Consider the following 25885-nt stretch of genomic DNA (forward strand, 5'->3'; position numbering starts at 1 on the left):
GTTAATTTAAAAACGTAACCGCCTTATAAGGCGTCCTGTAATATGCAGTTGTGATCATGATCCCATTTTTAGGCGTGCTGGCGTGGATGATCTGTCCGCCGCCGATGTACAGGGCCACATGGTTGATGTAGTCGCCGCTGGCGTAGAACAGCAGATCTCCCGGCTGGACCGAATCAATGGGGATCTCTTTTCCCTTGGCCGCCTGGTCCCTGGAGCTCCTTCCGGTGCTGATCCCGAAGTGCTCAAAGATCTTCATCGTAAAGCCTGAGCAGTCCGCTCCCTCTGTAAGGCTTGTCCCGCCGTATACATAGGGATTTCCCAGGAACTGCTTTGCATAAGCCACAATGGCTGTCCGGGTGGCAGAGGCCAGCTCTGCGCTTCCGGGGCCGGACGGAGCCAGGATCTCCTGGGAAACGTCCGTATCCCCGCCGGGACCGGACTGGCTGCCGATGGTTCCGGAATTTCCAGAGCCAGCTCCGCCGTCCGGGCTATTGGTCCCGGAACCTCCAGCGTTCCCGCTGCTTCCGCTGCCTCCAGGCCCGGACTGGCTGCCAACGCCCGTATTCTGGCCCTCCGCAGGCTTCATCGCATTCTGGGAAACCGGCTCCTCATTGGGGTTTGCCTGGATAAAGCCAATCTCCGACGAGGAAATCTCCGGTGAGATCACGGTGCCTCCATTCTGGACGCCTTCCTCTTTCCGAAGCTGTTCCATGGCGGCGATGGCCTCCTGGGCCTCCTTCTGGAGCTTTTCCGTTTCCTCTTTCTTTTTCTTTTCTTCCTCTACGCTGACCGCCTGGTCGAACTCCACCCGCTGGGTGATATAGTCCTTATGTACATAGCCGCTCAACTCGTAGTCCACCTGGATCTGTACAAAATCGCCCTCTTCCTTTGTGGCGATGTATTCGGCATCCCTGGACAAAAGCGTCAGCGTGGCGCTGGTGGTGTTGGGTTCCTCCCTGAGCCGCAGGGTATCCGTATTGATGGCGGCATATACGGTCCCCACCTGCTTCGCCACCTTCTCCGCCTCCGCTCCGGTGATAAAATATTCTGCTTTTATGTATCCGTTGACAGAGCCGGACTGGATCTGGTACCAGGCGCCGCCCTCGCCGTCCACGGTTTTTAAAATAGTGGCTGCGCAGTTATTATAGATCTTTCCAACGATACCGCTGCTGGTGTTGGGCTCGGTCCGCACATTGACATAATTGCTCACCCGGGAAATGGCCACATTGGCGTACGCCTCCCCGTTGGAGCCCACCACCGGGATCCCCAGGCGGGGGCTGGTCTGGGCTGCCGTATCTGCGTAAACCGTCGCAGGAGCCAGCATAAGCGCCAGGGCGCATCCAACGGTCAGTATGATCTTTCTGTTTTTCATTCTGTCTTTCCTTCCTTATTGCTGTCCGTTTAAATACCGCTCTGCGCTGGTCACACAGTTGGCTCCGTCAGCCACGGCTGTAACGATCTGGCGCAGGTTCTTCGTGCGCACGTCTCCGGCCGCAAAGATCCCTGGCCGGGATGTTTTTCCATCCTCTCCCGCCAGGATATAATGGCCTCCGTCCATGGCCACCAGGTCCTCCAGGCCCTCTGTATTGGGAGAGATCCCCACGGCAATGAATACGCCGTCCACGGGAAGCTCCCTCTTTTCTCCCGTTTTTTTATTGGTGAGGCTTAAGGATTCCACCTTGTTTTCCCCGTTGATGGAATCTGTCACCGTATCCCAGAGGATCTCTACATTTTCCATCTCCATCAGCTTTTTCTGGAGGCTCTTTGCTCCTCTGAGCTCGTTCCGGCGGTGGATCAGATATACCTTCTCACAGATCCTTGCCAGGAAAATAGCGTCCTCGATGGCCACGTCTCCGCCTCCCACCACGGCGGCTGTCTTCTTTTTAAAGAAGGCTCCGTCACAGGTGGCACAGTAGGAGACACCCATGCCCATGAGCCGTTCCTCACCGGGAACCTCCAGCTTCCTGTGGCGTGCTCCTGTGGCGATGATCACTGTCCTTGCCAGATACGTGCCGTTTTCCCCGTTCAGCTTCCAAAGAACAGGGCCGCCGTCTCCGGCCTCAGCAGCCCTTAAAAGGCCCTCGCCGTCCTCTCCGGCCTGTTGGATCCCGATGATGGAGTCCTCGGCAAATTCTGCTCCCAGCCGGTCCGCATGCTCCCGGAATTTCATTCCCAGGTCAAAGCCGTTGATCCCCGGAAGGCCAGCGTAATTATCTACCTCGTAGGTGGTCAGCACCTGTCCGCCGCTGACCATCTCTTTTTCTATTACCAGTGTCTTTAATTCTGCTCTCTGGGCGTATATGGAGGCTCCAAGGCCCGCCGGGCCGGAACCTAAGATCACAAGATCATAAATCTGTTCCATGCTCTCCTCCCATTCCTGTCTCTGCCTCCCGGACCTGGACATCCATTGGAAACCAGGCCGTTCCGGCCGCAGACATTCCATTTTTCGGCCTGGTCCTTCCCAGGCACATAATTCCTCCTTAGTATATCACAGTCCTGGGAAAGAATACAAACGGTTTTCCAGGAAATATTCGTGGCATTATTGTGGCAGCTCCTGGCCTTTCCCTGGAAAAACGATTCCGGAGCGTGTATAATAAAGCTGCGGCAGCTATAAAGAATTTCTGTCCATGGGAATTTTCCCGAACATAAAAGTTTGGGGAAATTCATAGTTTTTGGAAAAATAATTTTTCTCGGAAAATTTTAGTTTTTAGAAAATATTTTTAGGGAAAATGGTAAGGTCTTTCTGGGAATCCCAGGAAACTGCCTGCAAGTGAAAGGAGACATATGTATGAAGAAAACTGTCCTGGTGACTGGCTCCTCCCGTGGGATCGGGAGAGCCATCGCCTTAAAATACGCGGAGCACGGATATAATGTGGTCATCAACTGTGCCCGCAGCACAGACCGCCTGGAGCAGGTAAAAAAAGAAGCTGAGGCACTGGGAGCCGCCTGTCTGGCAGTCCAGGCAGACGTGGGAATCTGGGAGGACTGCGTCCGCCTGTTTGCCCAGATCCAGGAACATTTCGGAGACCTGGATATCCTGGTCAACAACGCCGGGATCTCCTGGATCGGGCTTTTACAGGATATGGATGTTTCCCAGTGGAACACGCTGATCGCCTCCAACCTGTCGTCGGTCTTCCACTGCTGTAAGCTGGCGGTTCCGGGCATGATAAAAAAACAGTCTGGCCGCATTGTCAATATTTCCTCTGTATGGGGCGTCTGCGGCGCTTCCTGTGAGGCAGCCTATTCTGCCTCCAAGGGCGGTGTGGGAGCCCTTACCCAGGCTCTTGCCAAGGAGCTGGCTCCCTCCGGGATCCAGGTCAATGCCATTGCCTGCGGCGCCATCGATACGGAAATGAACGGGTTTCTGTCCGCAGAAGAGGAAGAAGCGCTCCTGGACGAGATCCCGGCCGGCCGCATGGGGCGGCCGGAAGAGGTGGCCGATGTGGTCTTTGCCATGACAGGATCCCCGGACTACCTCACCGGCCAGATCCTCCGTCTGGACGGAGGGTGGATCTGATCCAGAGGAAGACCGTTCCTGGCACGGGTCGGGACCTTGGAACAGCGCTCCAGGATTCCGGCAGTGCGGACTCCGGACTCTGGATCGGACTTTTAGCCGACATAGATTCCGGCTCCGGGACGGGGTTTTTGGGGCAGGTGCGGATTCCGGCCCGAAGTGTGAAAATCCGTCTGGTTAGTCTGGACTATTGGGCATAAACATATCTTTTTTCCCGGTATGCCCAATTTCTTCCGGAAATCCCGTCTTTTTCCCGCTTTTCCCTGGTCTTATGGGCATACACCCCCATATTTCTTCCCCTATGCCCAAAATTCCCCTAATTTCTGGGTATGGGGGAAAAATTTCCCCCTTTATGCCCAATAGTCAAGACTAACCACAAAAATACACAGAATAATCGGCCAGAGAGGCTGACCTGGGATGGGCAAGGACAGGGGAACAAAGAAGCTAGCTGGGGGATGACCGGGGCGCGAGACCAAAAAAGCTGACTAAAGCGGGCAAGGACAGGGGAACAGAGAAGCTGACCAGGGGGATGACTGGAGCGCGAGGCCAAAAAAGCTAGCTAGGGCGGGCAAGAACAGGAGAACGGGGAAACCGATCAGAGGGGAGGCCTGGAGCGCGGGGCCAAAGAGCCAGCCTGGGGCGGGCAAGGATCGTAAGCTGGAGGAGCTGGCTGAAATTACCGGCCGGAACATCGGCCGGGGAGAATAATAAAATGAGACGGCTTCCAAAAATCCTTGGCTAGCCGCTTCCTTAAATACAGAACGCGGAGCCCTGGAAGAAAGTCCCAGGGGTCCGCGTTCTGTATCCAGGCCGCCCGCAAAGCGGGCGGCCCATCTTCATCTACCTAAATTATCTCTCCTGCCGCGTAAAGTCCTCTTCAATGACCTTCCAGGCGGCGTCCACGCTGAAATGCTCCCGGATGTAGGCCTGGGTCTTCCGGCACATGGCGGCGCAGGTATCCGGATCGTTATAAAGGCTCACCACCGCCCCGGCAAAGTCCTCCGGCTCGTCGGCGATCCGCATGATATCCCCGGCCTCCGGAATGCCTTCCGCCCCGATGGATGTGGTAACGATGACAGAGCCGTTATAAATAGCCTCCACCACCTTACCCTTGACCCCCGCCCCATACCGTAAGGGGACCACCACCAGGCGGCTGCCGGCGTAAAGCGCCGCCAGCTCCTCTTCGGATACGAAGCCTTTGACCACAATGCCGCTTCCCGGCTGCTCCAGGGCCCGGATCTCCTCCGTCACCTTGGAACCCACCACGTAAAAGGTCACATCCAGCTTCTCCCGGATCAGAGGGAATACCTCCTTTGCAAACCACAGGACCGCGTCTGCATTGGGCGGATGGGCAAAGCCGCCTACAAACAGGAGGCCCTCCCGCTTTGCAAAATCCATGTCAATGTTTTCCAGAAACGTTTCATATACATACGCTGTAATGGCCTTCACCGGCAGCTCCGGCTTCACCGCATGGATGGCCTCCTCCTCCACATAGGACGGATAGTAGGCCGCGGCCGCCTTCTCCATCAGAGAAAACTCGATGGATTTCCAGTAATCGGAATCCCGTTTTTTCTGGATGTCTCCGGTCAGCTCATACTCCCGGTATTCCCTGAGGAAATGGAGATCGTGGCCATAATAAATGATCTTGATGTCCGTGTTCTGCTTCAGGAAGTCCACGTACTTCACTGCAATATGAGGCCGGTTCAGATAAGCAAAGTCGATCTCATCCTTATTTCTCATGATCCAGTCCCAGATCCCTGCCTGGTATTCCGGTCCATAAAGGATCTCCACGCCCATCTGCTGCAGGACCGTGGAATACGGCTCCTCATGAAGGAAATTATCCCCCAGGAACTTCACCACATATCCCTTCTTCAGGAACATTTTCAGATACTGGTAGGTGGTCTTGGAACCGGCGTCCTTATCGAAGGTGGGCACATAATGATCCACCACCAGGATCACCGGCTTTCCCTGGCTCCTTTCCCTGGCCCGGAACGGGTTGGGATTTCCCGTATTGACACACTGCTTTTTAAACTCCTCAGCCCATTTTTCCCTAAGCTTCCGGCTGTTCTCCACCTGGTAGCGCTTTAAGCCCGTTCCGTTGACGTCGGTGCCGTTGGACACGCCCTCAAAATGGATCACCTTGGAAAGGGGCTGGTATACCACCCGCAGGCCGGCCTTCCGCACCTCAAAGGCCAGGTCGGAATCCTCGCAGTAGGCCGGAGCGAATCGGTCGTCAAAGCCGCCGATCTGGTTCCACAGCTTCCTGGATAACAGGATGGCGGCTCCGGAAATATAGTCCACGTCCTTCACATAATTATATTCCGCCTTATCCGGATCGTCCAGGCGGCCATAATTCCAGCCGGAGCCGTCGCTCCAGATAATGCCGCCGGCCTCCTGGAGCCGTCCGTCCGGGTACACCAGCTTGGAGCCCACCATACCGATGGACGGATCGGAGCCGATCAGATCCACCAGAGAGGAAAGCCACCCCGGCGTCACCTGGGTATCGTTATTTAAGAACATGATATATTTTCCCCGGGCCTTTTTCGCCGCATTGTTGCAGTTTCTTAAAAAGCCCTGGTTGGTCTCATTGCGGCAGATCACCACATTCTCCGCATATCTGGAAAGCTCTCTGGTGGCGTCGGTGGAAACGTCGTCGGCAATGATGATCTCATAGGACACGTCCGGCGTGTTTTCCAGAATGGACAGCAGACAGGCGTAGGTATAGTGGATCTGGTTATAGACCGGGATCACCACAGAGACCTCCGGCTCCTCAAAATATGGGAACCGCAGCTTTCCGTGTTCCAGATATCCCTCGCCGATATGGAAATCGCCGCCGATCCGGTTCCTTCCTTCGCCCGTCAGATAAAGGCCCAGATATTTTCCCGGATGGCGGATGGTGTTTTTCACATATTTTAAGACCTTTCTCTTTCTGGTCCCCTCCGGGAAGGCCCGGTCCATCAGCCTGTGGCACTTTCTTAAGCCCTTCCATACCACCGACTCGTGCTTAGAAAGGTACTGCAGCGTTTTTGCGATCTCCCCGTTTTCCCGGCGGAGATCCGCGATGATCACGTCCAGGTTCGCCACATGGTTATTGGTGAGCCGCTGGACCTCCTGCTGCTTCTGGATGGTCACGTCCCGCTCAGCCACCGTCTGGTTCAGGGTCTCGCACCATTCCACCACCTCCGGCAGCTTCCTGTGGGCCTCCAGGAGCTCCTCCAGGCTCTTCACCGGCTGCTCATACTGCTTCATGTACTGGAAGCCGCCGTTTCCATGGACATACGCCTGGAAGTGCTCCTCCATGGAAGCAAAAAGCCTCTGCTCCTCTTCCCCTATGCCAAAGTGGGCGAAAAGTTCCTCCTGTGCGGAAGAGACCGAAGCCTCGCACCGGCGGTAAAAATACAGCAGGTTCCTGTAATGAAGGAACCTTGCGGGGATCTCCATGTCAAAGACCCACTCATAATCAATGCCGTAAACATGGCCGTCCGAGATCATGAGATTTTCAAATAATCCGTCCACGTTGGGGGCCGCGGTGAGCCGTCCCAGCTCCTCCAGCCCCTCCGGCACAGGCCCGAATACCTCTGTAAAGCCCTGGCTGGGAGCAAAGGGGCCGCCCGTCTGTTCTTTTATGGAAAAATGCCCGCTGTCCACAGAAAAATCCTCCGGGAACACCAGGGCCATGACCCGCTCCAGCTCCTCATAGGGGATCTGGCCCATATGGATCCGGTCCGCCAGGGCGTCTGCCAGGGTCTCTCCCTCCAGATACCGGAAGCAGACGGTCTTTCCGCCGTCCTTAAACTCTGGCTCCAGGAAACGGATCCTGGGATTCTGTTCCCGGATCATCTGGTACTTTTCCCAAAACGAGCCCATATGACCGGCTCCCGCTTCCGTAAGCGCCGTCTTTTCCACGGAAAGGGCGCCGTTTTCCCGGACGATGGCCGTCTTCAGCTGGAATTTCTCCGACCGGGTCCGGTTATATTTCACATATATGATCTGTCTCATGACTGTCCTCTCCTGTACGCTCCCAGGAACGAATTGGCAAAGCTGGAAAATACTCCGTTCCTGCATGCCATGGCCATGGCCTGCTCCTCGCTTCCGAAGGTCAGTCCCGGCCCATCGAGCCTGGCGGATATATTGGTCACCTCTCCGTTCTCCGGCAGATATGCGTCTGAGTAGACTGCCGCCGGATACCGGTAATCGGGAACGGGATAATAAAGAAGGGAGCTGCCTCCGTAAGTCCCCTCCAGGGACTCCAGAAGCTCCAGTACCTCCGCCCGCAGGAAGGAAACGTCAAACCGCTCCGCTCCCATCCAGTAGCGGACTCCCGCCGCGTTCTCCGCTGCAAAGTACAGGGTCCCCTCCGGCTTCAGAAGCCCGGCCGCCGCCTTTAGGACTGCCTCTGCCTCTTCCTTCTTATACTGTTCCAGGGTTCCGGCCATAAAAATAAGGTCAAACCCTTCCCCCGGAAACTCCAGGGGAGCTGTTCCATTTCCTGGCTTATACTCCTTATATCCGGCTTCCGGCTTTAAGATATCCCCCCGGACAAAACGGAGATTTCCATACGTTCCATGGCGCAGACGGTTCACCTCCAGGTTTTCGTCCCTGGGATCCAGTACCACCGTCTCCCCGGCCCGGCGGGCCAGGAGCCCTGTGTAAGAACCGTAATCGGAGCCGATCTGCAGGACCCGGGAATCCCCCTGGATCTCCGTCCACTCAAACAGGTTCTCCCGTAAAGGAGAAAAGGCATACAGGCACTCCGGGGACGTCTCCGCCTTTAAAGCTGCCTCTGTATCATTTTCATATCTGGCCATCAGATCCAGGATCTCATAGCTGGCATCGTTCTTTATCATGATCCGACTCTCTATCCTCTCGTTAGCTTCGTCTCCACCTCTGACTCCATATCGTAGACTCCTACGGTGTTCTTATTGGAGATCACCGTGATGTTGGCCACATCGTAAAGCCGGTGGTATACCACATGCTCCTCGCCCTCAAAGCCGGTACAGCTCATGGATAACAGGTATTCTCCACCCTGGAGCGTCATCTTCTGGGTAAAGGACACATCGTATACGTCGCCCTCGTTTACGGGCTTCACATCCGCACCCTCGTACATGGTGTTGGTGCCGGAAAGATCCGTTCCCTTTTTATCCTTGATGGTATACGTAAAGATCGGGCATTTTAAGGGAGCATGGAAGCGGATCCGCTCTTTGATGGTGAACATCTCTCCCTTTAATAAAAGGTTGGTCAGGTTTCCTCTCTGGTCAAACAGGCCCAGATCAAAGATCTCCGCCCGTCCGTCCCCGTACTCGGTCCGGCTGGCGTTGATGGTGATCTTATCCTTCATAAGGCCTCCGCTGCCGGAGGCTCCGCCTGCTTCCGCGTTCCCGGTCCCTGCTCCGTCCGTCTTCTTCCCGTCCTCTTTGTCCATGCCGCCGGAATAATCGCTTTCCAGCTCCTCCTTCAGAGAATCCATCTGGTTGGCCAGGATCTTCTTATAAAGATCCACCATATGGCCCGGCTGGCCCTCGGCAATGAATTCGCCCTTATTCAACAGGACCACCTTATCGCAGTATTTGATGATGCTTCCCATATCGTGGGTCACCATCAGGATGGTGGTGCCGTTCTTCCGGATCTCCTCCATACGCCGGTAGCACTTGGCCTGGAAAAACACGTCGCCCACAGACAGGGCCTCGTCCACAATAAGGATCTCCGGCTCCACATTGATGGCCAGGGCAAAGGCCAGACGGACGAACATACCGCTGGAATACGTCTTCACCGGCTGATACACAAAATCGCCGATGTCGGCAAAGTCCAGGATCTCCTGGAGCTTTTTATCCATCTCCGCCTTTGTGTACCCCATCATGGTGCCGTTCATATAAATATTTTCAATTCCCGTATAATCCATATTGAAGCCGGCTCCCAGCTCCAGAAGAGCCGAGATCTTCCCGTCCACCTGGACCGAACCGGTGGTGGGGGTCAGGACGCCGGTGATGATCTTTAAGATCGTGGATTTTCCCGAGCCATTGGTGCCGATGATCCCCACGGTCTGGCCCTTCTCCACTGTAAAGGAAAGGCCGTTTAAGGCGTAGAAGTCCTTATGGAGGCTCTTATGGGTCAGGCTTAGGGATTCCTTTAACCGGTCGATGGGACGGTCGTACAAACGGTATATTTTTGTTACATCTTTTACTTCGATCGCATTCTGGGACATTCCATCCTCCTATAATACATCCGAAAAATGCGGACGCAGCTTTTTAAATACCTTCAGCCCCACAAGCATCATGACAATAGTCACGCCCCAGAAATAGACTGTAAGGGTGGGACGCATATAAAACCAGTCTCCGGTGAGCATACTGTCACGATACCCGGCCGCAATATAATAGAACGGGTTCAGCTTCAGGATCGTGGGAGCCATGGTCAGTCCCTTTTCCAGGAAAAGCTGCTCGCTGTACATAATGGGCGTCAGCCACATACCGAACTGAAGGCAGATGCTGACGATCTGGGCCATGTCCTTAAAGAATACCTGGATGGCGCTGGTAAAATACGTCAGCGCCAGTGCGAACATGGAGGCCGCAAAGGCATAATAAAGGACCTGCAGCCAGGAGATCTGCGGCGCCTTCCCGCTGATGAGGAATACCACAAACATGATGGCCACAAAAAATCCATGAACGAACAGACAGGAGATCAGCTTTATAATAGGAAGGATCTCCACCCTAAACACGACCTTCTTCACCAGGTAATTGTATTCCTGGAGACAGCCGGTGCCGCAGTTTAAGGCCTCTGCAAAGAAAAACCAGGGCGCGATACCGGGGACCAGCCACTGTACATAGGAGGCGTTGGGCACCGGAGGCGCACTCTTAAAGCCGATGGGGCCAAAGATCAGCCAGTAGATCAGCACGGTCACCACCGGCTGCACAAACATCCATACCACGCCGAAATAGGACCCCACAAACCGCTTTTTAAAATCGGCTTTTGAAAGGTCCCAGATCAGACGGCGCCTGGTTATGATCTCCTTTAAAAGAGAAATTACATAATTCACGCTGTTTTAAACCTCATTATCTCTCAAACTTGAACGTATCGTTGAAGCCGCCCCACTTTTTATCCTTCTCAGAAATGATCAGCTCCATTCCCTCCTCGATGGGCCACTGTACGCCGATGGTCTCGTCGCTCCATAAAAGGCCGCCCTCATCGCCGGGATGATAGAAATCGGTGCATTTGTAGGCGAATTCGGCTTCATCAGACAGCACTAAAAAGCCGTGGGCAAAGCCTTCCGGAATATAAAACTGCTTTTTATTTTCCGCAGACAGCTCCACGCCGAACCACTTTCCATACGTCTCGGAGCTGGTCCTCAGATCCACCGCCACGTCAAATACTGTGCCGCGGACCGCGCGCACCAGCTTGCCCTGGGGGAACTGCTTCTGGAAATGGAGGCCCCGGAGCACGCCCTTTACGGACATGGACTGGTTGTCCTGGACGAATACCATATCAAGGCCGGCTTCCTTAAAATCGTTCTGGTTGTATGTTTCCATAAAATATCCGCGCTCATCCTTAAATACCGTGGGCTCGATCACGAAAAGCCCCTCAATGGTCTTTCCTTCCACCTGGCACGGAGTTACTTTAATCTTTCCCATTTTTCTTACCTCTCTTTTGTTTTCTGGTCTGCTAAACATCATACCACTGTGCGGGAAGAGTTACAATACCAAATTGGATCCCGCCCTATTTCCCCCAGTAGGCCTTATTCATGGTGCACCACAAAACCACCGGACGGGGCAGCCTCCGGTACCGTTTTCCCATGAGAAAGCCCAGGTATTTACACCCGCTGGTATAAATGAGCTTCGAGATCAGATACGCCTTCCCCGACCTTACAAGGAAGGCCGCCGTCTGCTTTACCATACGGATCCCCTCTCCCTCGGACCGGATGCCGGAGAACACCTCCGGGTGGTCGGCCTGGGATACCGCCAGATCGAAATTCCTGTGAAACTGCTGGATCCCCGAATAATTATGGGAATGGATCACCCTGGCCCCGGCGGAGTAAAAGACACCGTATCCCCGTTCCATAGCTCCTGCCGCAAAGATCATATCCTCGTTGAAGATGGTCTTTTTCGTAAAGCCGCCCAGCTCCAGATATACGCTCCGCTTATAGGCGGCACATACGTTGGAGCAGAAATACGTTTTGATCCCCAGCTCTGGCAGGTCCTCCCTGGTCTTTAACCGGCTTTCCTCCGGATAATTAAAGGCCCTGGTATAGCGCTCAATGATCCCGCAGTCCCGGTCCGGAAGCTGACGGCCATAGGCCACAGCCGTGCTTTCCTTCTCCGTAAGACCGCGGACCAGGTTTTCCAGAAGATACTGATCTGCCGGAAGGGCGTCGTCGGTCATACAGACACAGATCCCGGCATCCGACTGCCGGATCCCGGCGTCCCTGGTGGCTCCATGGTCAAAGGTCTCTCTTGTCACATGAAAGACCGAAAGATTTTCCGGCAGACTGTATCCCGTTTCAGAAAGCCACCGGTCCCAGTATGCCTGTTCCGTATTCATGATGATATACCGGTTTACAGGCTGGGTCTGGGCGTCCAGGCGCTTTAAAAGCTCCCCGAACCGTTCCCCCGGCCGGTAAACGGGAATGATCACATCCACAGTTATTTCCTTCATTCTAAATTCCTCTGCTCCGGATTTTTCCGTTTATGTTCCAGGATCCCCGCCAGGTCGATGAGGCCGAACAGCACCATTAAGGCACCGGTCAGGACCACATAGGCCAGGGCTCCCCCGAAGATCCCGCCCCACCGCACAAAGGGCGTGGAGACCAGGACTGCCATAAGGCTCACCAGGCCGTAGACCCCGAAAATATATTTCTGCTTTTTCATGATCACCAGCGAATAATAAAACAGGTTCATGTACGCATTCAGGGCTCCGCCGAAAATGATCAAAACCAGTGCCGGCCGGCACTGGGAAAGGCCGGTCCGCAGATTGGGATACAGAAGGCTTAACACCGGAATCCCCAGAAGCCACGCGCCTCCCACAGCCAGCACCGTCAGGGCCGCGATGATCAGAGCGATCCGCTTCTGGATCTTTAAAAACCGCCGGGTCCTCCCCATCTCCCAGGTAAAGGACATTTTCGTAAGATAAGGCCGGATCACGAACCCGGCCACCAGATTGATGATGCTGGTGGGCATGAAGATGGCTCCGAACACGGCCATATCCCGGTCCGCCATACAGCCCTCAATGGCGTATTTGGACGCGGAAAAAATATAAAAGTCCAGCACTGCCGAACAGAACAGCAGGATGGTCTCTGCAAAAAGCTCCTGCTTCTTTCCCTTCGCCGATCTCCACTCCACATTGGGAAGCTCCCGGATCACCAGCACGTCGAACACCAGGAACCCCGCCGCCTGGGCTCCCACAGCCCACAGGCTGGCGGCGGCCAGATCTTTCGTATATGCCAGGGAAGCCAGGAATACGCCCACGGAAAGGATCGTTCGGAAGGCGTTGGATTTTCCCGTCAGATAAAGCCGCCCGCCTCTCTGGAATTCCGCCTCATAGGCATCCGCCAGGGCGTCGATGACCTTATAGACCACCATCAAAAATACCACGGCCGCTTTTTCAAAGGAATAACCGTTTAACAATACGTATCCCATGCCCGTGAGGACAGCCGCCCCACAGGTCAGGAGCCGCAGCCCCAGGTAATCCCCAAAGGAGTATTTTCCTCCGGTGTCGGTGATCTGGAACGGGCGGATCCCGAAATACGCCATCATGAACATATGCTGGCCGAAGGTTGTGAAGGCAAAGGTAAAGATCCCTCCCGCATCCTCCCCGGCGATCTGCACCACGGCAATGGAAAGGACCATGGATGCGAACGCATACAGGAAGCTTCCGGTCATATTCCATATAATGTCACGTTTTTCCGGATTTTTCGATTTTTTACCTATGATCAGCCGCGATATTAATTCCATGAAACTCCTTCTTCACACAGGCAAAGGCGGATTCGATCACCTTATCCATATCGTAATATCTGTATTCTGCCAGCCGGCCGCCGAAAATCACGTTTTTCTCCTCTGCCGCCAGGGCCTCATACCTTTTATACAGCTCCTGGTTCTTTTCGTCGTTGACCGGATAATACGGCTCCATGCCCTCGGTCCACTCCGCCGGATATTCCTTTGTGATCACGGTCTTTTCCTGGGTGCCGAACTCAAAATGCTTGTGCTCGATGATCCTGGTATAAGGTGTCTCCCGGTCCGTGTAATTGATGACCGCGTTCCCCTGGAAATTATCCGTGTCCAGGACCTCCGTCTCAAACCTCAGGCTGCGGTACTGGAGCCTGCCGAACCGGTAACCGAAATAGCTGTCTATGGTTCCCGTATAGACCACCTTTTCTGCCAGGGCGTCGTATTCTTTCTTATTCTCCAGATAATCCGTACCCAGACGCACCTCACAGCCTGCAAACAGCTTGTCAATGATCACATTATAGCCGCCCATGGGGATCCCCTGGTACAGATCGTTGAAATAATTGTTGTCGTAGGTATAGCGCACCGGGAGGCGCTTGATGATAAACGCCGGAAGGTCCTTACATTCCCGCCCCCACTGCTTTTCCGTATAGCCCTTGACCAGCTTCTGGTAGATATGGGTCCCAACCAGGCTGATGGCCTGCTCCTCCAGGTTTTTGGGCTCGCCCTTTATGACCTTTCTCTGTTCCTGTATGATCTTTTTTGCCTCCTCCGGCGTGGAGATCCCCCACATACGGCTGAAGGTATTCATATTAAAAGGCATATTGTACATCTCGCCCTTATAATTGGCCACCGGGCTGTTGGTATAGCGGTTGAATTCAGCCAGGCTGTTGACAAAATCCCAAACCTCCCGGCTGCTGGTATGGAAGATATGGGCGCCGTATTTATGGACATGGATGCCCTCGGTCTCTTCACAGTAAATGTTCCCGCCCAGATGATCCCTTTTTTCCAGCACCAGACATTTTTTTCCCTGTTTTCCTGCAAAATACGCGAACACTCCGGCAAACAGGCCGCTCCCCACCAGCAGATAGTCGTACTGCTTCATTCTACTTTTCCTCCGTTTTCCCGTATAAATCCATGATCAGATCCTTTAAAAAGCCTGCCGCAGTCCCTGCTGCCATCAGAAACGCTCCGGCAAAAATAAACAGATCCCCCAGATTAAAGACCACCTTTTTAAGAGCCTTCCACTGGAAGCTGAAATAGTCCACCACATAGCCGCGCTTCATCCGGTCGTAGAGGTTGCTCACTCCTCCGGCCAGGGTCAGGGTCAGGGCCAGCTTTTCCAGTATCCTTCCCCGGGTCCCCATGAGGTACGCCCAGGCTCCGGCAAAGGCCGACGTAACACATAAGGGCACCAGCTGCACCGCCCTGGATCCCTTTAAGATCCCAAAGGAAAACCCTTCGTTATGGTTTTGGTAAAGCTTTATCTTTCCTTTGGAGATGGCAAGCTCCCTGGGGAACGTGCCTTTCTCCTCCTTCTCGATCCGGGCCTTGAAGGCCTGGTCCAGGAATGTGAGCGTCGTTCCAAACGTCAGAAATCCAAACATGGCAAGTCTCCTTTCCGTCCTTATCATCCTATCTTACACTATTTTCCCTGCTCCGTCCATCTTTTCCGGAGAATCTCCCCTCTGCTTTTCATGTTCTCCCGTATTTTCACATATAATACAGCAATCGTATGAGCAGCTTTGCACCGGAGTATCAGAATGCCTTGTTCTTACAGCGTCACATCCGAAGACACCGCCGATTTTATCTCCACATACAGTGCCCTGCCGGAGCAGCTATCTGCCATGACCGGCATCGAATGCATCGATTTTGTCAGCCGCCAGTTCGCCGTGCTCCACATTCCCATGGACGATCTGGAAAGGCCCATGAATTTTTCCTACTATACCTATTCGGCCATCCCGAAGCTCTATTCCCTCCTGGCCACCGACAGCATGGAGGCCTCCGGGATCCTTCCCGCCTCCCGGATCCCCGCCTTCGGGAACCAGGGCCAGGGCGTCCTCATCGGCTTCGTGGACACTGGCATCGACTATCAGAATCCCCTGTTCCGGAAGGAAGACGGGAGTTCCAGGATCCTGGGGATCTGGGACCAGACTCTGGAAACCGGCGCCCCGGATCCTGTAACCGGCTTCCAGGCCCTTTATGGGACCCAGTATTCCAGAGAGGAGATCGACCAGGCGCTGGCGGCCCCGGATCCCCTGGCCCTGGTCCCGTCTGCGGACGAAAACGGCCACGGCACCTTTCTGGCGTCTGTGGCAGCCGGAGGAGAGGATCCGGACCAGGATTTTACCGGAGCCGCCCCAAGGGCTTCCATTGCCATGGTAAAGCTGAAGCCCGCCAAGGCGTACCTCCGGGATTTTTATCTGATCCGGGAGGGGGCAGATGCCTATCAGGAAAACGATATCATGATGGGCGTCGCTTACCTGCTCCATCTGGCCCGCCGTTTTTCCATGCCTCTGGTGATCTGCCTGGGGCTGGGGACCAACCAGGGAAGCCATGTGGGAAAATCCCCTCTGGGGCTTTATCTGGATGATATCAATATCTATGCCGGGACCGCCGTCATCACAGCGGCAGGCAACGAGACCGGCTACGGCCATCACTACCGGGCCGTCACCAGGCCGGAGGAAACACTTCAGACTGTGGAGCTGAACGTGGGAGAAAAGGACAGCGGCTTTTCCATGGAATTCTGGGCCCAGGATGTGGATATCTACCGGGTGGGCTTCATTTCCCCCACAGGAGAGGTGGTGGATCCGCTCCCCTCCTCCACAGAGGAAGAAAACGTCATCCGGTTCCTGGTGGAGCAGACGGAGATCACAGTTTTTTCCAGCATCGTCAACACGGCCACCGGAAGCCAGATGGTCTTCATCCGCTTTAAGGATCCCATGCCGGGGATCTGGAACCTTACGGTCTCCAGCGCTTTAAACATCACCGGAGCCTTCCATATCTGGCTCCCCAGCCGCGGCTTCATCTCCGACACCACATATTTCCTCCGGCCGGATCCCGATACCCTGGTCACTGGTCCCGGGAATTCCCAGTACGCCCTCACGGTCTCTGCCTACGACCATACCACCGGGGGAATCTACATCCATTCCAGCAGAGGGTTCAGCCGGTCCGGCCAGATAAAGCCGGAGCTGGCGGCCCCGGGCGTCAATATCACCGGAGCCGGCCTCCGTTCCAGCTTCGTACAAAGATCCGGCACCTCCGCCGCTGCCGCCCACGCCGCCGGAGCCGCCGCCATCCTGCTCCACTGGGGGATCCTGGAGCGGAACGATCCCTTTATGAACACCTCCGCCATCAAGACCTATCTGATCCGGGGAGCCAAAAGAAATCCAGCGCTCACCTACCCAAACCGTGAATTTGGGTACGGAACGCTGGATCTCTACCAGGCGTTTTTAAGACTCAGGCTGTGAGTCTCCTGCCCCGCGCATGGCAATGCGGGGGCCTCCTTTTTTCTCCAGATACGCCCTTGTGATGGTCACAGAGCCAATGTTGGAATCCTTTGGGATCTCATACATGATATCCAGCATAAATTCCTCCAGGATCGCCCGCAGGGCCCTGGCCCCGGTCTCCTTCTTTAACGCTTCCTCTGCGATCCACTCCAGAGCGTCGTCGTCAAAGGAAAGCTCCACCTCATCCATCTTAAGCAGCTTTTCGTACTGCTTCAGAATGGCGTTTTTCGGCTCCTTTAAGATCCGCACCAGGAACTCCTTTGTCAGCCCCTGGAGAGTCACGGTCACCGGAAGCCGTCCCAGGAACTCCGGGATCATCCCGAAATTCCGCAGATCCTTATTGGTCACCCTGCTTAAGAGATCCGGGTCCTTATCAAACTTATCCTTCAGATCTGCGTTGAAGCCGATGGACGCCTGTTCCGTCAGACGCTCTTTAATGATGTTCTCCAGATCCGGGAAGGCTCCGCCGCAGATAAAGAGGATATTGTCCGTATTGATGGTCTCCATGGGCGTCATGGCATTCTTCTGGTTGGTCCCCACAGGAACCTCCACAGACGCCCCCTCCAGAAGCTTTAAAAGCTCCTGCTGCACCGATTCCCCGCTGACATCCCTGGTGCTGGTGGATTTCTTTTTGGCGATCTTGTCGATCTCATCAATGAACACGATCCCCATTTCTGCCCGCTCCACGTCGTTTCCGGCGGCTGCCAGGAGCTTGGAGATCACGCTTTCAATATCGTCTCCGATATACCCGGCTTCCGTAAGGGAGGTGGCGTCGGCGATGGCCAGGGGCACATCCAGAAGCTTTGCCAGGGTCTTGACCAGATACGTCTTGCCGCTGCCGGTGGGTCCGATCATTAAAATGTTGGACTTTTCGATCTCCACATCGGTCCCGAACTGCTGTGCATCCGGGGACGTATGCTCGAACACCCGCTTATAGTGGTTGTAAACGGCCACAGAGATCACCTTTTTTGCCTGCTCCTGGCCGATCACATACTGGTCCAGCTTTTCCTTTATGGCATGGGGGGCCGGGATATCCTTCAGCTTAAAAAGCTCCTTTTTCTGGCCCTCTTTCTTTTTCTTCACCCGTTTTTTCCCAGTGATGGCGTTGAGATCGATCTGGCCGATGGGGATCCCAAAGCCCATATTTCCCCAGGGAAAGCCTCCCTGGTACGGCGCTTCGTCCTCCTCCCCGGCGTCCGTTTCTTCCACCGTCTGGGTCTCCTCCGGCACATCCTCCGGCGTTCCAGGCGTTTTTGGAGCTGTCTCCTTTTTTTCTCCGTTCTCTGGAAGCCCGCCTCCGGTCTGGTCCTCCGCCTTCTTTTCCCCAGCGTTTCCAGTACCGGCGCTTCCTCCCTTCCCGGGGATATTCTGCCACATTCCCATGGGCATTCCGGCGTTCCACAGCTGTTCCGGCGTGATCCCGGACAGACGGCTCATATCAAACCCGCTGTTCATGACCGTATCAAAGGCCTTCTGCATACAGTCCCGGCAGATATCGATGCCGCCGGGCAGCGTGATCATCTTTCCAGCCTTGCTCTCCGGTCTCCGGCAGACGTAGCAGACCTTATCGTATTCGTCCCCGTCGTTTCCATTTATGTTTTTTTCTCTCTCGTCCAATTTTTTTCTCCTTCTTGTGAATCCCTCATCTGTCAGAAAACCATTATACGGTATTTTTCCTGGGTCTGCAAGAGAGGGGAAGAAGAATGTATAATTTCCCTGCTATACAGTTAATTCCGCAATCTCACCCATATCGCACGATAAGGTCTGATTCATCCTTTTATCAATCGGCATCGACCATTGCCTGCCATAACTGACTGGCATAATTCATTGCCGGATCCTTCCGGCTTATACCTTATTACGCACATGGCAGTGAGGTTGTCTGCCAAAAGATGAGCGTATATAAATATTATACGAATGAAGCGCGCTGGAACTGACGGGAACAGGAGGGGGGACTTTCTGAGCCTCCCCCAGCTGCCCTTATGTCCGCTTTTTACTTATTCCCGCCCGATAAAACAATCCCATGGACCGCCTCTGTCAGATCCACTGCCTGGGATCTGGGTACCAGGGACACAGGCTCCCCGTCCACTTCTGCCAGACAGTACTCCCCGTCGTAGCGGTACAGGGCCACCGTTACCTGCGGATAGTTTTCGTTATCCAGAAATACTGTCATCCGGATCTCCTCCTTCCCAACGGGCGCTTCCTCTGTAAAACTTTCTGCCTCCAGGGCCAGCAGTGCATCCAAAAGGGCCGCAGTATCCGTCTCCTCTCCTGCGCATGTCCATTTCCGGTCCGAATCCTTTCCTCTTGATTCCAGCTGGTACGTCTCTCCCTCCAGAACGACTGTAAGTCCTGTGATGTCGTACCGGTCCGCAGGCAGAACCTCCTGGTGCCGCAGGTCGTTGTATGTCATTTTCATCAGCTTCTCATAATCGCCGGAAAGCAGCCGGTAGATAATGCCGGACTCTCCCACCCGTGCATAGGCGGTGACCGTCTCATCATCCTCTTTTTCCTCCGGATCCCGGCTCACAGAAAGAGTAAATGTCCCGGTCTCCTCTTTTCCATCCTCATTCTCTGTGGTGTACTCGGTCTCCACCACCAGCTGCGGCTCATCCAGGCCATATCCGGAAAGCTCCTCTTCTGCCGCATTGTAGGAAACGTAATCGGAAAGTCCCAGTCCCATGACGGTGTTTAAGTACGTTGTCACCCGGCTGGTGTCCAGAGGCAGCGTCTTCTCATCCCGGCTGGTAAAATATATATCCCCGGGGCTGTAAGTGGCTGTGCTGTCCTCTTCATAAAAAATCTCATAGGCTTCCGGTCCGGTAAAGCGGATCCTTTCCACCTGATCCATGGCCGGGACCTGGTCATTTTTAATTACGCTGCTTAAACCGATATTAAAGGAATCCATAGGATCCTCCTTTACCAGATAGGCGTTGCCGTCTCCAATGGACACATACCGCTCCGAATCCATGGCGCTGAAATCACCCAGGAGAATTTCATAGCTTTCCTCTCCCGCCTCCAGGCGGATGGTACCTTCTGGATCATCCAGGCCGTACTGGCCGTAATCCTCAACATCCTCGATCACAAAGGACACGCCGAACTCCTCAAAGATTTCCAGAAGCTCCCCGATCTTCTCCTCGTCCACCGGAAATGCCGCATCCTCATCATATGTCCACATCTCTTCCTTATGAAATGAGAGATTCTCCGTTCCCGTCTCCCAGGAGAGAGCTGTCACTGTGTCCGCCGGGATGGTAAGAATGACCGCATCGCTGTTTTTTATCTTTTCTTTCTGTTCTTTCGTCCGGACCACTCCAAAGGTCACAGCGCAGGCGGCGCACAGGACGCCTGCCAGAAACATTAACCGCTCAGACCGTTTCATTCTGCTTCCTCCTTCTTCTTAATACCACGACTGCCCCAACTCCAAGATACAGGAGCGGGAAGACTCCGATCATCATCACCTGGAGCATAGACGAGACCGATTCTCTGATGGTCAGGTAGTTATAATTTAACGACTTGCTTCGAATCGCCATGGCCTCCCGTTCACCATTTAAAAAGGCCAGGGCGTTCATGGCCAGATCTCCATTGGCACCGGAAGAGAGGGCATTGTACATATCCATTAAGAACTCCGATGATGCAAACCACACGATTTTTCCATCATTCCCGCAGTCCACTGCGACTGCCGACGCAAAGGGGCCGTCCGTGTCCCCTTCTTCCTTTTCATACGTCTCCAGCCCGTAGCCGGCTTTCTTGCTGAACGCCAGCTCCGATGTAGTCAAAAGCTCTGTAACCCGGCCGCTCTCCTTTGCCTCTTCTGACACCTCAAGACCGCTGGAAATGGGAATGATGGGGAAATACCTTGCCTCGGCCAGAGACGCTGTAATTTCATGGTCCGCCAGCTCCGGGATCAGCGCATGGGGCGTCTGGAGCGCATAGTGCTCCCTGTCTCCTTCCACCACAATTCCGTCTGCCACTGTAACCCCATAATCCTCCAGAAGGCTGTTTAAATTTTCCAATGCTCCATCCTTCACCGGCCCGGCTGCCACAAACAACTTTCCTCCGTTTTCCACATATCCTGAAAGGATTTCCTTTTCCTCCAGGGAAATATCGCTCTGGGGTCCGAAAATAACCACGCAGTCTGCGTCCTCCGGAACCGTCTCCGCCGTCAGAAGGGAGAGTGCGGACAATTCCATATTATCCTTCTCCATCTGCTCCTTAAAGGAAGCCGGAAGCTCTGTTTCCCCGTGTCCCTCCAGAATGCTTATCTTTGGAAGATCCTCGCTCACCACATAATCGATGGCAGAAGTAATGGCCCCCTCTCCGTCAAAGGAGGTGTTATACGTATAGGAGTAAAGATCCGGCTCCTGGATATAGATGTCCTGGTATCCGATGAACCGGCTTCTCTCCCCTGCTTCCACCACCAGGCTGTTGTTCTGGACCGGCTCGTCGGTATACTGCTCCGCAAAGGCCGGATACACGTCCGGATTCTTTTTCACCACCTGGATGTGCTCAGAAAGACTTTCATATCTGCCCAGAAGATTTTCGATCACATCATCCTCTTCTCCTGCCTGGACGATCCAGTAAATGGTCACGTCGTCTTCCAGGGCGCTTATCACGGCCCTGGTGTTTCCCGTCACAGAATAGAGTTTGGTGGCGCTCATGTCATATTTTGTCATATTTTCCGGCAATGCCCCGGCCAGAACATTAAGGACCATCACCAGGGCCAGGACAACGGCTGTTAAAATCAGGGAATACGATCCGCCGCGCAGGGAAAGTGATACCGGTTTTTTCTGTTTTTTCATCAGTTATACCTCCTTTTTTCCAGGGACTGTACTGACAGAAACAGGAAAAATGCCGCAAAAGTCACATAGAATACGATCCCTGTCATGTCAAAAACCCCGTTGACAAAAACGGAAAAACGCTCAAACAGGGATAGCTCCTTCATAAGCGCTGGAAGAAGCCCCTCAAATTTTTCCGGGGTCGTCAGGTACACAGCCAGAAGCCCGGCCACGGCCAGAAAATAAAAGCCATAGGCCAGGCTTTCATTTTTCGTCAGGTACCGGATCAGAAGGCCCAGACCGATCACCAGCACAAACACAGCGGCCAGGGAACCCGCCGCTGTGGACGACACATGCTCTGCCAGGCTCACACTGTAATAGTTGAACAGGATCACCGCAATGCCGATCCCGGCCGCAAAGCCCTGGTTGTCGGTCAGGGATGAAATAAAGACCCCCAGGGCAATGAGCGCCGCTCCCAGGAAGAAAAACGCCGCCAGGGAACCGTAGGCCACCGGAAGGTACACGTCTCCAAACTGAGAAAATACCAGGGGATACAGGGAAATAATCGCCAGAGGGATCAGATAGACCACCAGGAGAGCCAGATATTTTCCCATGACCACCTGGGTGGTGGTGATCGGAAGGGAGTACAGAAGCTGGTCTGTCCGCTGTTTTTTCTCCTCCGCAATAACGCGCATGGTGAGAACCGGAACAATGACCACAAAGATCAGGCTTCCGAAGCTTAAAACAAATTCAAAATTACTGACCGCAGCCTGAAGGTTATACAAAGTGGCTCCCATACCGGTAAAGGCCAGCAGAAACGCACCAAAGACATAGGCTGTCATGGTGTGAAAATAATTTCTTATTTCATGCTTAAAAACTGCGATCACGGCTCGTTCCCTCCCTTTTCTTCACTGTCCTCTTCCCGGCTGTCTGTCTCCCGGCCTGATTCCGTCTTTTGGCCATTTTCCGCCTCTGCTTCCCCGTCTGACGGAACCTCTCTGTCTCCGTTCTCTGTCAGCTCAATAAAAATGTCTTCCAGGTCCGCCTTCTTAAGTCCCAGCTCCAGAAGCACCTTTCCGCTCTCTGCAAACTTTAGGAAAATGCTGCGGGACACGGCGTATATATCCTCCTCACTGGTCCTCAGAACCGCTCTGGCATACCCGTTCTCTTCCTTTTTAACATCCATGCCAGAGACTGCCCCGGTTTCCTCCAGAAGCGCCTCCACTTCTTCCGGCTCCGCCTCTGCCGTAAGCGTAATTTCTCCCGGCGCAGTCAGACTTTTTTCCAGATTCTCCGGCTCATCAAAGGCCACCAGTTTCCCTCTGGAAATGATCAGGACCTTCTCACAGATAGTCTGGACCTCCGAAAGAATATGGGAACTGAAAATTACCGTGTGCTCCTTTCCCAGCTCCCGGATCAGATCGCGGATTTCAATAATCTGCAAGGGATCCAGTCCCACGGTGGGTTCGTCTAAAATGATCACCCTTGGGTCCCCCAGAAGGGCCTGGGCGATCCCCACACGCTGCTTATACCCCTTGGACAGCGCTGAAATCCTCCGGTTCCTCATGGCCGTCAGCTTCGTTTTCTCCAGAACTTCCCCAATCTGTTTGTAAAGCTCCGCTCCCCGCAAGCCCTTGGCCTCGCCTACGAACCGCAGATATTCCGCCGGAGTCTCATTCATGTAAAGGGGTGGCTGCTCTGGAAGATACCCGATCAGCCGCTTTGCCTTATCCGGTTCCTCAAAAATATCATATCCGTCAATTTTCACATGACCCTCTGTGGCGGAAAGACAGCCGGTCATAATATTCATTGTGGTGGACTTTCCAGCTCCGTTGGGGCCCAGAAAACCGTAAACATGGCCATCTCCGATTTCAAACGAAAGATCGTCCACAGCCGTAACATTTCCATATCGTTTTGTCAGATGCTCAACTGCAATCATCTCTGTCCTCCTTTTTCTCATTTTCCTCCAGAGTATATCAGCCGAAGCTGAAACCACGCTGAAAAGCCTGTGAAAAAAGGATGAACTTTCCAGGCTCATAGTTCCCCCGCCTGTACCTCCAGATGGTATCCCATGCGGCGGATGGAACTGATCCGCACGTTGGAGCCTGTCCTGGCCAGCTTCTTTCTTAAGAATCCCACATAGACCTCCACGTTGTTTTCCACTGCGTCCGTATCGTATCCCCAGACCTTCTGGAGAATCGTCTCCTTGGAAAGATTCTTCCGTCCCGACTGGAACAGGAGACGCAGGATCTCAAATTCCTTTGCCGACAGCTGCACATGCTTCATACCGCAGCGCAGCATTCCTGTGGAAAGCTCCAGGGAAGTGTTTCCAAAGGAAAGCGCCTCCGTCTCTTCCTCCTGTCTGTGCAGAAGGGAATGGATACAGGTCTCGACCTCTTCTGCCACCTGGCGGCTGTTTATTCCCGGTGCCGTCACATCCAAAATCACCAGAGCCTCCGGCAGAGGCGGCTTTAAGAGCTTTTCGTCCTCCATGATCAATATTTTCATTTTCTCTTTCCTCCTCCTTCTATCTGCCGCTGGCATGGAAAAGGCAGCCGGTCCGTTTAAGAACCGCCTGCCTTTTGTACATTTTTCCTTATTCCGGCTGTTCTGCCGTCTCTTCCTCCTGGGGTCTTGCATTCAAGGTGATGGGGATCTCCTTTTCCACATACTCACCGTTTTCCAGTCTCTGGACCGTGAGATTTACAGTGGTGCCTTCTTTATAATAGGTCAGGAGCTTTGTAAGATCCGCATAGTTTCTAACGGTCTCCCCATCAAATTTTGTGATGATATCCTTTTCCTTCAGTTCAGAATTGGCAGCCGCGGAATCCTCTGTGATCTTATAAACGTATACGCCCTCGGGCATTCCATAGAGCTTTGCCATGGAGGTGTCGATGTTCTGGATCTGGATCCCCAGATATCCCTGCTCCTCTTCGCCAACCTCCACCTTGGTGGTACGGGTCTTTAAGTCGTCAATGATATCCTTCGCATGAGAAATGGGGATCGCGTAGCCGACACCTTCTACCTTTTCATCTGCGTATTTGGCCTCGTTGATGCCGATGACCTCTCCCTTGGAGTTTAACAGAGCGCCGCCGCTGTTGCCGGGGTTGATGGCCGCATCGGTCTGGATCACAGTTTTTGTAACGCCGTCCACAGTGACCTCACGGTTTAATGCACTCACATGGCCCACTGTCACGCTCTGGCCCAGTCCCAGGGCATTTCCGATGGCAATGACGCCCTGGCCCATTTTTAAGGAATCCGAGTCCCCGAGAGTGGCTGCCTTGATCTGGGATTTAGTATCTGCGGAGATATCCTCCAGCGGGACTGCGATCACCGCCAGGTCGGAAGCAGAATCCGTACCCTTCACTGCCGCCTCCACGCTGCTTTCATCGATGAAGGTGACGGCCAGGGTCGTGGCTCCCTCGATCACATGGTTATTGGTCACCACCAGGAGCTCTGTGTCGTTCTGGCCTACAATGATGCCGGAGCCGCTGCTGGGCACCTCATACGTCTGGGTCTGGCCAAACCAGGTGCTTCCCTGGTACAGCATGGTGTTGGTGATGGCCACCACCGAGGGCATCACCGCATCCACAATGGGAGACACATCCTCAATGAACACACCTCCGGAAGAGGTGGAAGTGGACTGGGGAGCTGCCTGGACTACCTGGGTCTGCTGGATCGGGGCCGTCTCCTCCGGGAACAAAGCGTTGGCCGCCCGGTTGACGCCGAACATGGTGCCTCCGGATACCACTCCGAAGAGGAGGGCCGCTGCTGTGACCATGGCCGTTGTCTTCATGACAGAACGTTTCTTCGGAGCCTTATGGCTGCTGCCGTTCTCCCCATGGCCTCCTCCATTCATCCCGCCGTTTCCGTCCTGTCCCGTATAGGGATACGGAGAGGAATGATGGTACTGGTTCTGCGGGCCATTCTGGTACTGGGGCTGCTGGTACGCCTGGCCCTGATTCTGGTTCTGGGGCTGTCCCTGGCCGCTGAGCCCGTATACCTGCTGTCTGGCCGGCTGGCCCATCCCTGTCTGGTTCCCAGCCGCCTGCGGACCGCTCTGATTATTCTGATCGTTCTGGTTATTATTAACCTCTGTCCATTTATCGTCGTACATAAAAATTCTCCTTTCACAACAAAGCTTATCTATCGGAATTTCTT

Annotated in this window: 20 protein-coding genes; 2 read left to right on the top strand and 18 right to left on the bottom strand. The window is 54.2% G+C overall.

The features are described 5' to 3' along the window. Position 1: 1 nt before the first annotated feature. Together ACI6NM_RS06505 and ACI6NM_RS06510 are read right to left on the bottom strand one after the other, a co-directional pair. Positions 2–1372, bottom strand: coding sequence for a C40 family peptidase (locus ACI6NM_RS06505; protein ID WP_262427453.1), 1371 nt, complete (start codon positions 1370–1372; stop codon positions 2–4). 15 nt (positions 1373–1387) lie between these two features. Continuing rightward, positions 1388–2362, bottom strand: a complete 975-nt coding sequence (locus ACI6NM_RS06510) for an NAD(P)/FAD-dependent oxidoreductase (protein ID WP_262427452.1) — start codon at positions 2360–2362, stop codon at positions 1388–1390. A gap of 426 nt (positions 2363–2788) precedes the next feature. Here ACI6NM_RS06510 and ymfI point away from each other — a divergent pair, with 426 nt between their 5' ends. After that, positions 2789–3517, top strand: coding sequence for an elongation factor P 5-aminopentanone reductase (ymfI, locus tag ACI6NM_RS06515; protein ID WP_262427451.1), 729 nt, complete (start codon positions 2789–2791; stop codon positions 3515–3517). Between the two features lie 846 nt (positions 3518–4363). Here the strand turns inward: ymfI and ACI6NM_RS06520 are convergent. The 9 genes from ACI6NM_RS06520 to ACI6NM_RS06560 all read right to left on the bottom strand — a co-directional run bounded on the left by ACI6NM_RS06520 (position 4364) and on the right by ACI6NM_RS06560 (position 15050). Continuing rightward, the gene (locus ACI6NM_RS06520; RefSeq protein WP_262427450.1) at positions 4364–7513 is read right to left on the bottom strand and encodes a glycosyltransferase; all 3150 of its coding nucleotides are present in this window, start codon (positions 7511–7513) and stop codon (positions 4364–4366) included. Then, positions 7510–8361 carry a class I SAM-dependent methyltransferase gene (locus ACI6NM_RS06525; protein WP_262427449.1) on the bottom strand — a complete coding sequence of 284 codons (852 nt, stop codon included), beginning with the start codon at positions 8359–8361 and terminating at the stop codon, positions 7510–7512. The genes ACI6NM_RS06520 and ACI6NM_RS06525 overlap by 4 nt, the downstream gene beginning before the upstream one ends. A gap of 11 nt (positions 8362–8372) precedes the next feature. After that, positions 8373–9716, bottom strand: a complete 1344-nt coding sequence (locus ACI6NM_RS06530; RefSeq protein WP_262427448.1) for an ABC transporter ATP-binding protein — start codon at positions 9714–9716, stop codon at positions 8373–8375. Positions 9717–9725: 9 nt separating this feature from the next. Next, positions 9726–10544 carry an ABC transporter permease gene (locus ACI6NM_RS06535; RefSeq protein ID WP_262427447.1) on the bottom strand — a complete coding sequence of 273 codons (819 nt, stop codon included), beginning with the start codon at positions 10542–10544 and terminating at the stop codon, positions 9726–9728. Positions 10545–10560: 16 nt separating this feature from the next. Then, complete coding sequence (gene rfbC / locus ACI6NM_RS06540) at positions 10561–11136, bottom strand: dTDP-4-dehydrorhamnose 3,5-epimerase (protein ID WP_022274392.1); 576 nt, start codon at positions 11134–11136, stop codon at positions 10561–10563. Positions 11137–11221: 85 nt separating this feature from the next. Beyond that, complete coding sequence (locus ACI6NM_RS06545; protein WP_262427446.1) at positions 11222–12157, bottom strand: glycosyltransferase family 2 protein; 936 nt, start codon at positions 12155–12157, stop codon at positions 11222–11224. Continuing rightward, positions 12154–13452 carry a lipopolysaccharide biosynthesis protein gene (locus tag ACI6NM_RS06550; protein WP_262427445.1) on the bottom strand — a complete coding sequence of 433 codons (1299 nt, stop codon included), beginning with the start codon at positions 13450–13452 and terminating at the stop codon, positions 12154–12156. Before ACI6NM_RS06550 ends, ACI6NM_RS06545 begins: the two co-directional genes overlap by 4 nt. Further along, on the bottom strand, positions 13421–14548 hold the full coding sequence (gene glf, locus ACI6NM_RS06555) for a UDP-galactopyranose mutase (protein ID WP_262427444.1): 1128 nt from the start codon (positions 14546–14548) through the stop codon (positions 13421–13423). Before glf ends, ACI6NM_RS06550 begins: the two co-directional genes overlap by 32 nt. A gap of 1 nt (position 14549) precedes the next feature. Further along, entirely contained in the window at positions 14550–15050 is a 501-nt protein-coding gene (locus ACI6NM_RS06560; RefSeq protein ID WP_158358409.1) for a signal peptidase II, read from the bottom strand. A gap of 156 nt (positions 15051–15206) precedes the next feature. Here ACI6NM_RS06560 and ACI6NM_RS06565 point away from each other — a divergent pair, with 156 nt between their 5' ends. Next, positions 15207–16913 carry a S8 family peptidase gene (locus tag ACI6NM_RS06565; protein ID WP_262427443.1) on the top strand — a complete coding sequence of 569 codons (1707 nt, stop codon included), beginning with the start codon at positions 15207–15209 and terminating at the stop codon, positions 16911–16913. Here ACI6NM_RS06565 and clpX read toward each other — a convergent pair. From clpX to ACI6NM_RS06600, 7 genes are all read right to left on the bottom strand, one after another. Further along, on the bottom strand, positions 16896–18569 hold the full coding sequence (gene clpX / locus ACI6NM_RS06570; RefSeq protein WP_262427442.1) for an ATP-dependent Clp protease ATP-binding subunit ClpX: 1674 nt from the start codon (positions 18567–18569) through the stop codon (positions 16896–16898). The two genes, ACI6NM_RS06565 and clpX, sit on opposite strands and share 18 nt — an antisense overlap. Positions 18570–18942: 373 nt before the next feature. Then, positions 18943–20328: a DUF4340 domain-containing protein gene (locus ACI6NM_RS06575; protein ID WP_262427441.1), complete on the bottom strand. Its 1386-nt coding sequence runs from the start codon at positions 20326–20328 to the stop codon at positions 18943–18945. Continuing rightward, positions 20315–21748, bottom strand: coding sequence for a GldG family protein (locus tag ACI6NM_RS06580; RefSeq protein ID WP_262427440.1), 1434 nt, complete (start codon positions 21746–21748; stop codon positions 20315–20317). The genes ACI6NM_RS06575 and ACI6NM_RS06580 overlap by 14 nt, the downstream gene beginning before the upstream one ends. Beyond that, entirely contained in the window at positions 21748–22611 is an 864-nt protein-coding gene (locus ACI6NM_RS06585) for an ABC transporter permease (protein WP_262427439.1), read from the bottom strand. The genes ACI6NM_RS06580 and ACI6NM_RS06585 overlap by 1 nt, the downstream gene beginning before the upstream one ends. After that, the gene (locus tag ACI6NM_RS06590) at positions 22608–23663 is read right to left on the bottom strand and encodes an ABC transporter ATP-binding protein (protein ID WP_022274527.1); all 1056 of its coding nucleotides are present in this window, start codon (positions 23661–23663) and stop codon (positions 22608–22610) included. Before ACI6NM_RS06590 ends, ACI6NM_RS06585 begins: the two co-directional genes overlap by 4 nt. A 95-nt stretch (positions 23664–23758) precedes the next feature. Next, positions 23759–24232 carry a winged helix-turn-helix domain-containing protein gene (locus tag ACI6NM_RS06595; protein WP_022274526.1) on the bottom strand — a complete coding sequence of 158 codons (474 nt, stop codon included), beginning with the start codon at positions 24230–24232 and terminating at the stop codon, positions 23759–23761. A gap of 88 nt (positions 24233–24320) precedes the next feature. After that, positions 24321–25583: a S1C family serine protease gene (locus ACI6NM_RS06600; protein ID WP_334299770.1), complete on the bottom strand. Its 1263-nt coding sequence runs from the start codon at positions 25581–25583 to the stop codon at positions 24321–24323. Positions 25584–25885: the final 302 nt, after the last annotated feature.

This window comes from Pilosibacter sp. YYHA0881, from assembly GCF_051602715.1.
Classification (GTDB): domain Bacteria; phylum Bacillota; class Clostridia; order Lachnospirales; family Lachnospiraceae; genus Alitiscatomonas; species Alitiscatomonas aceti.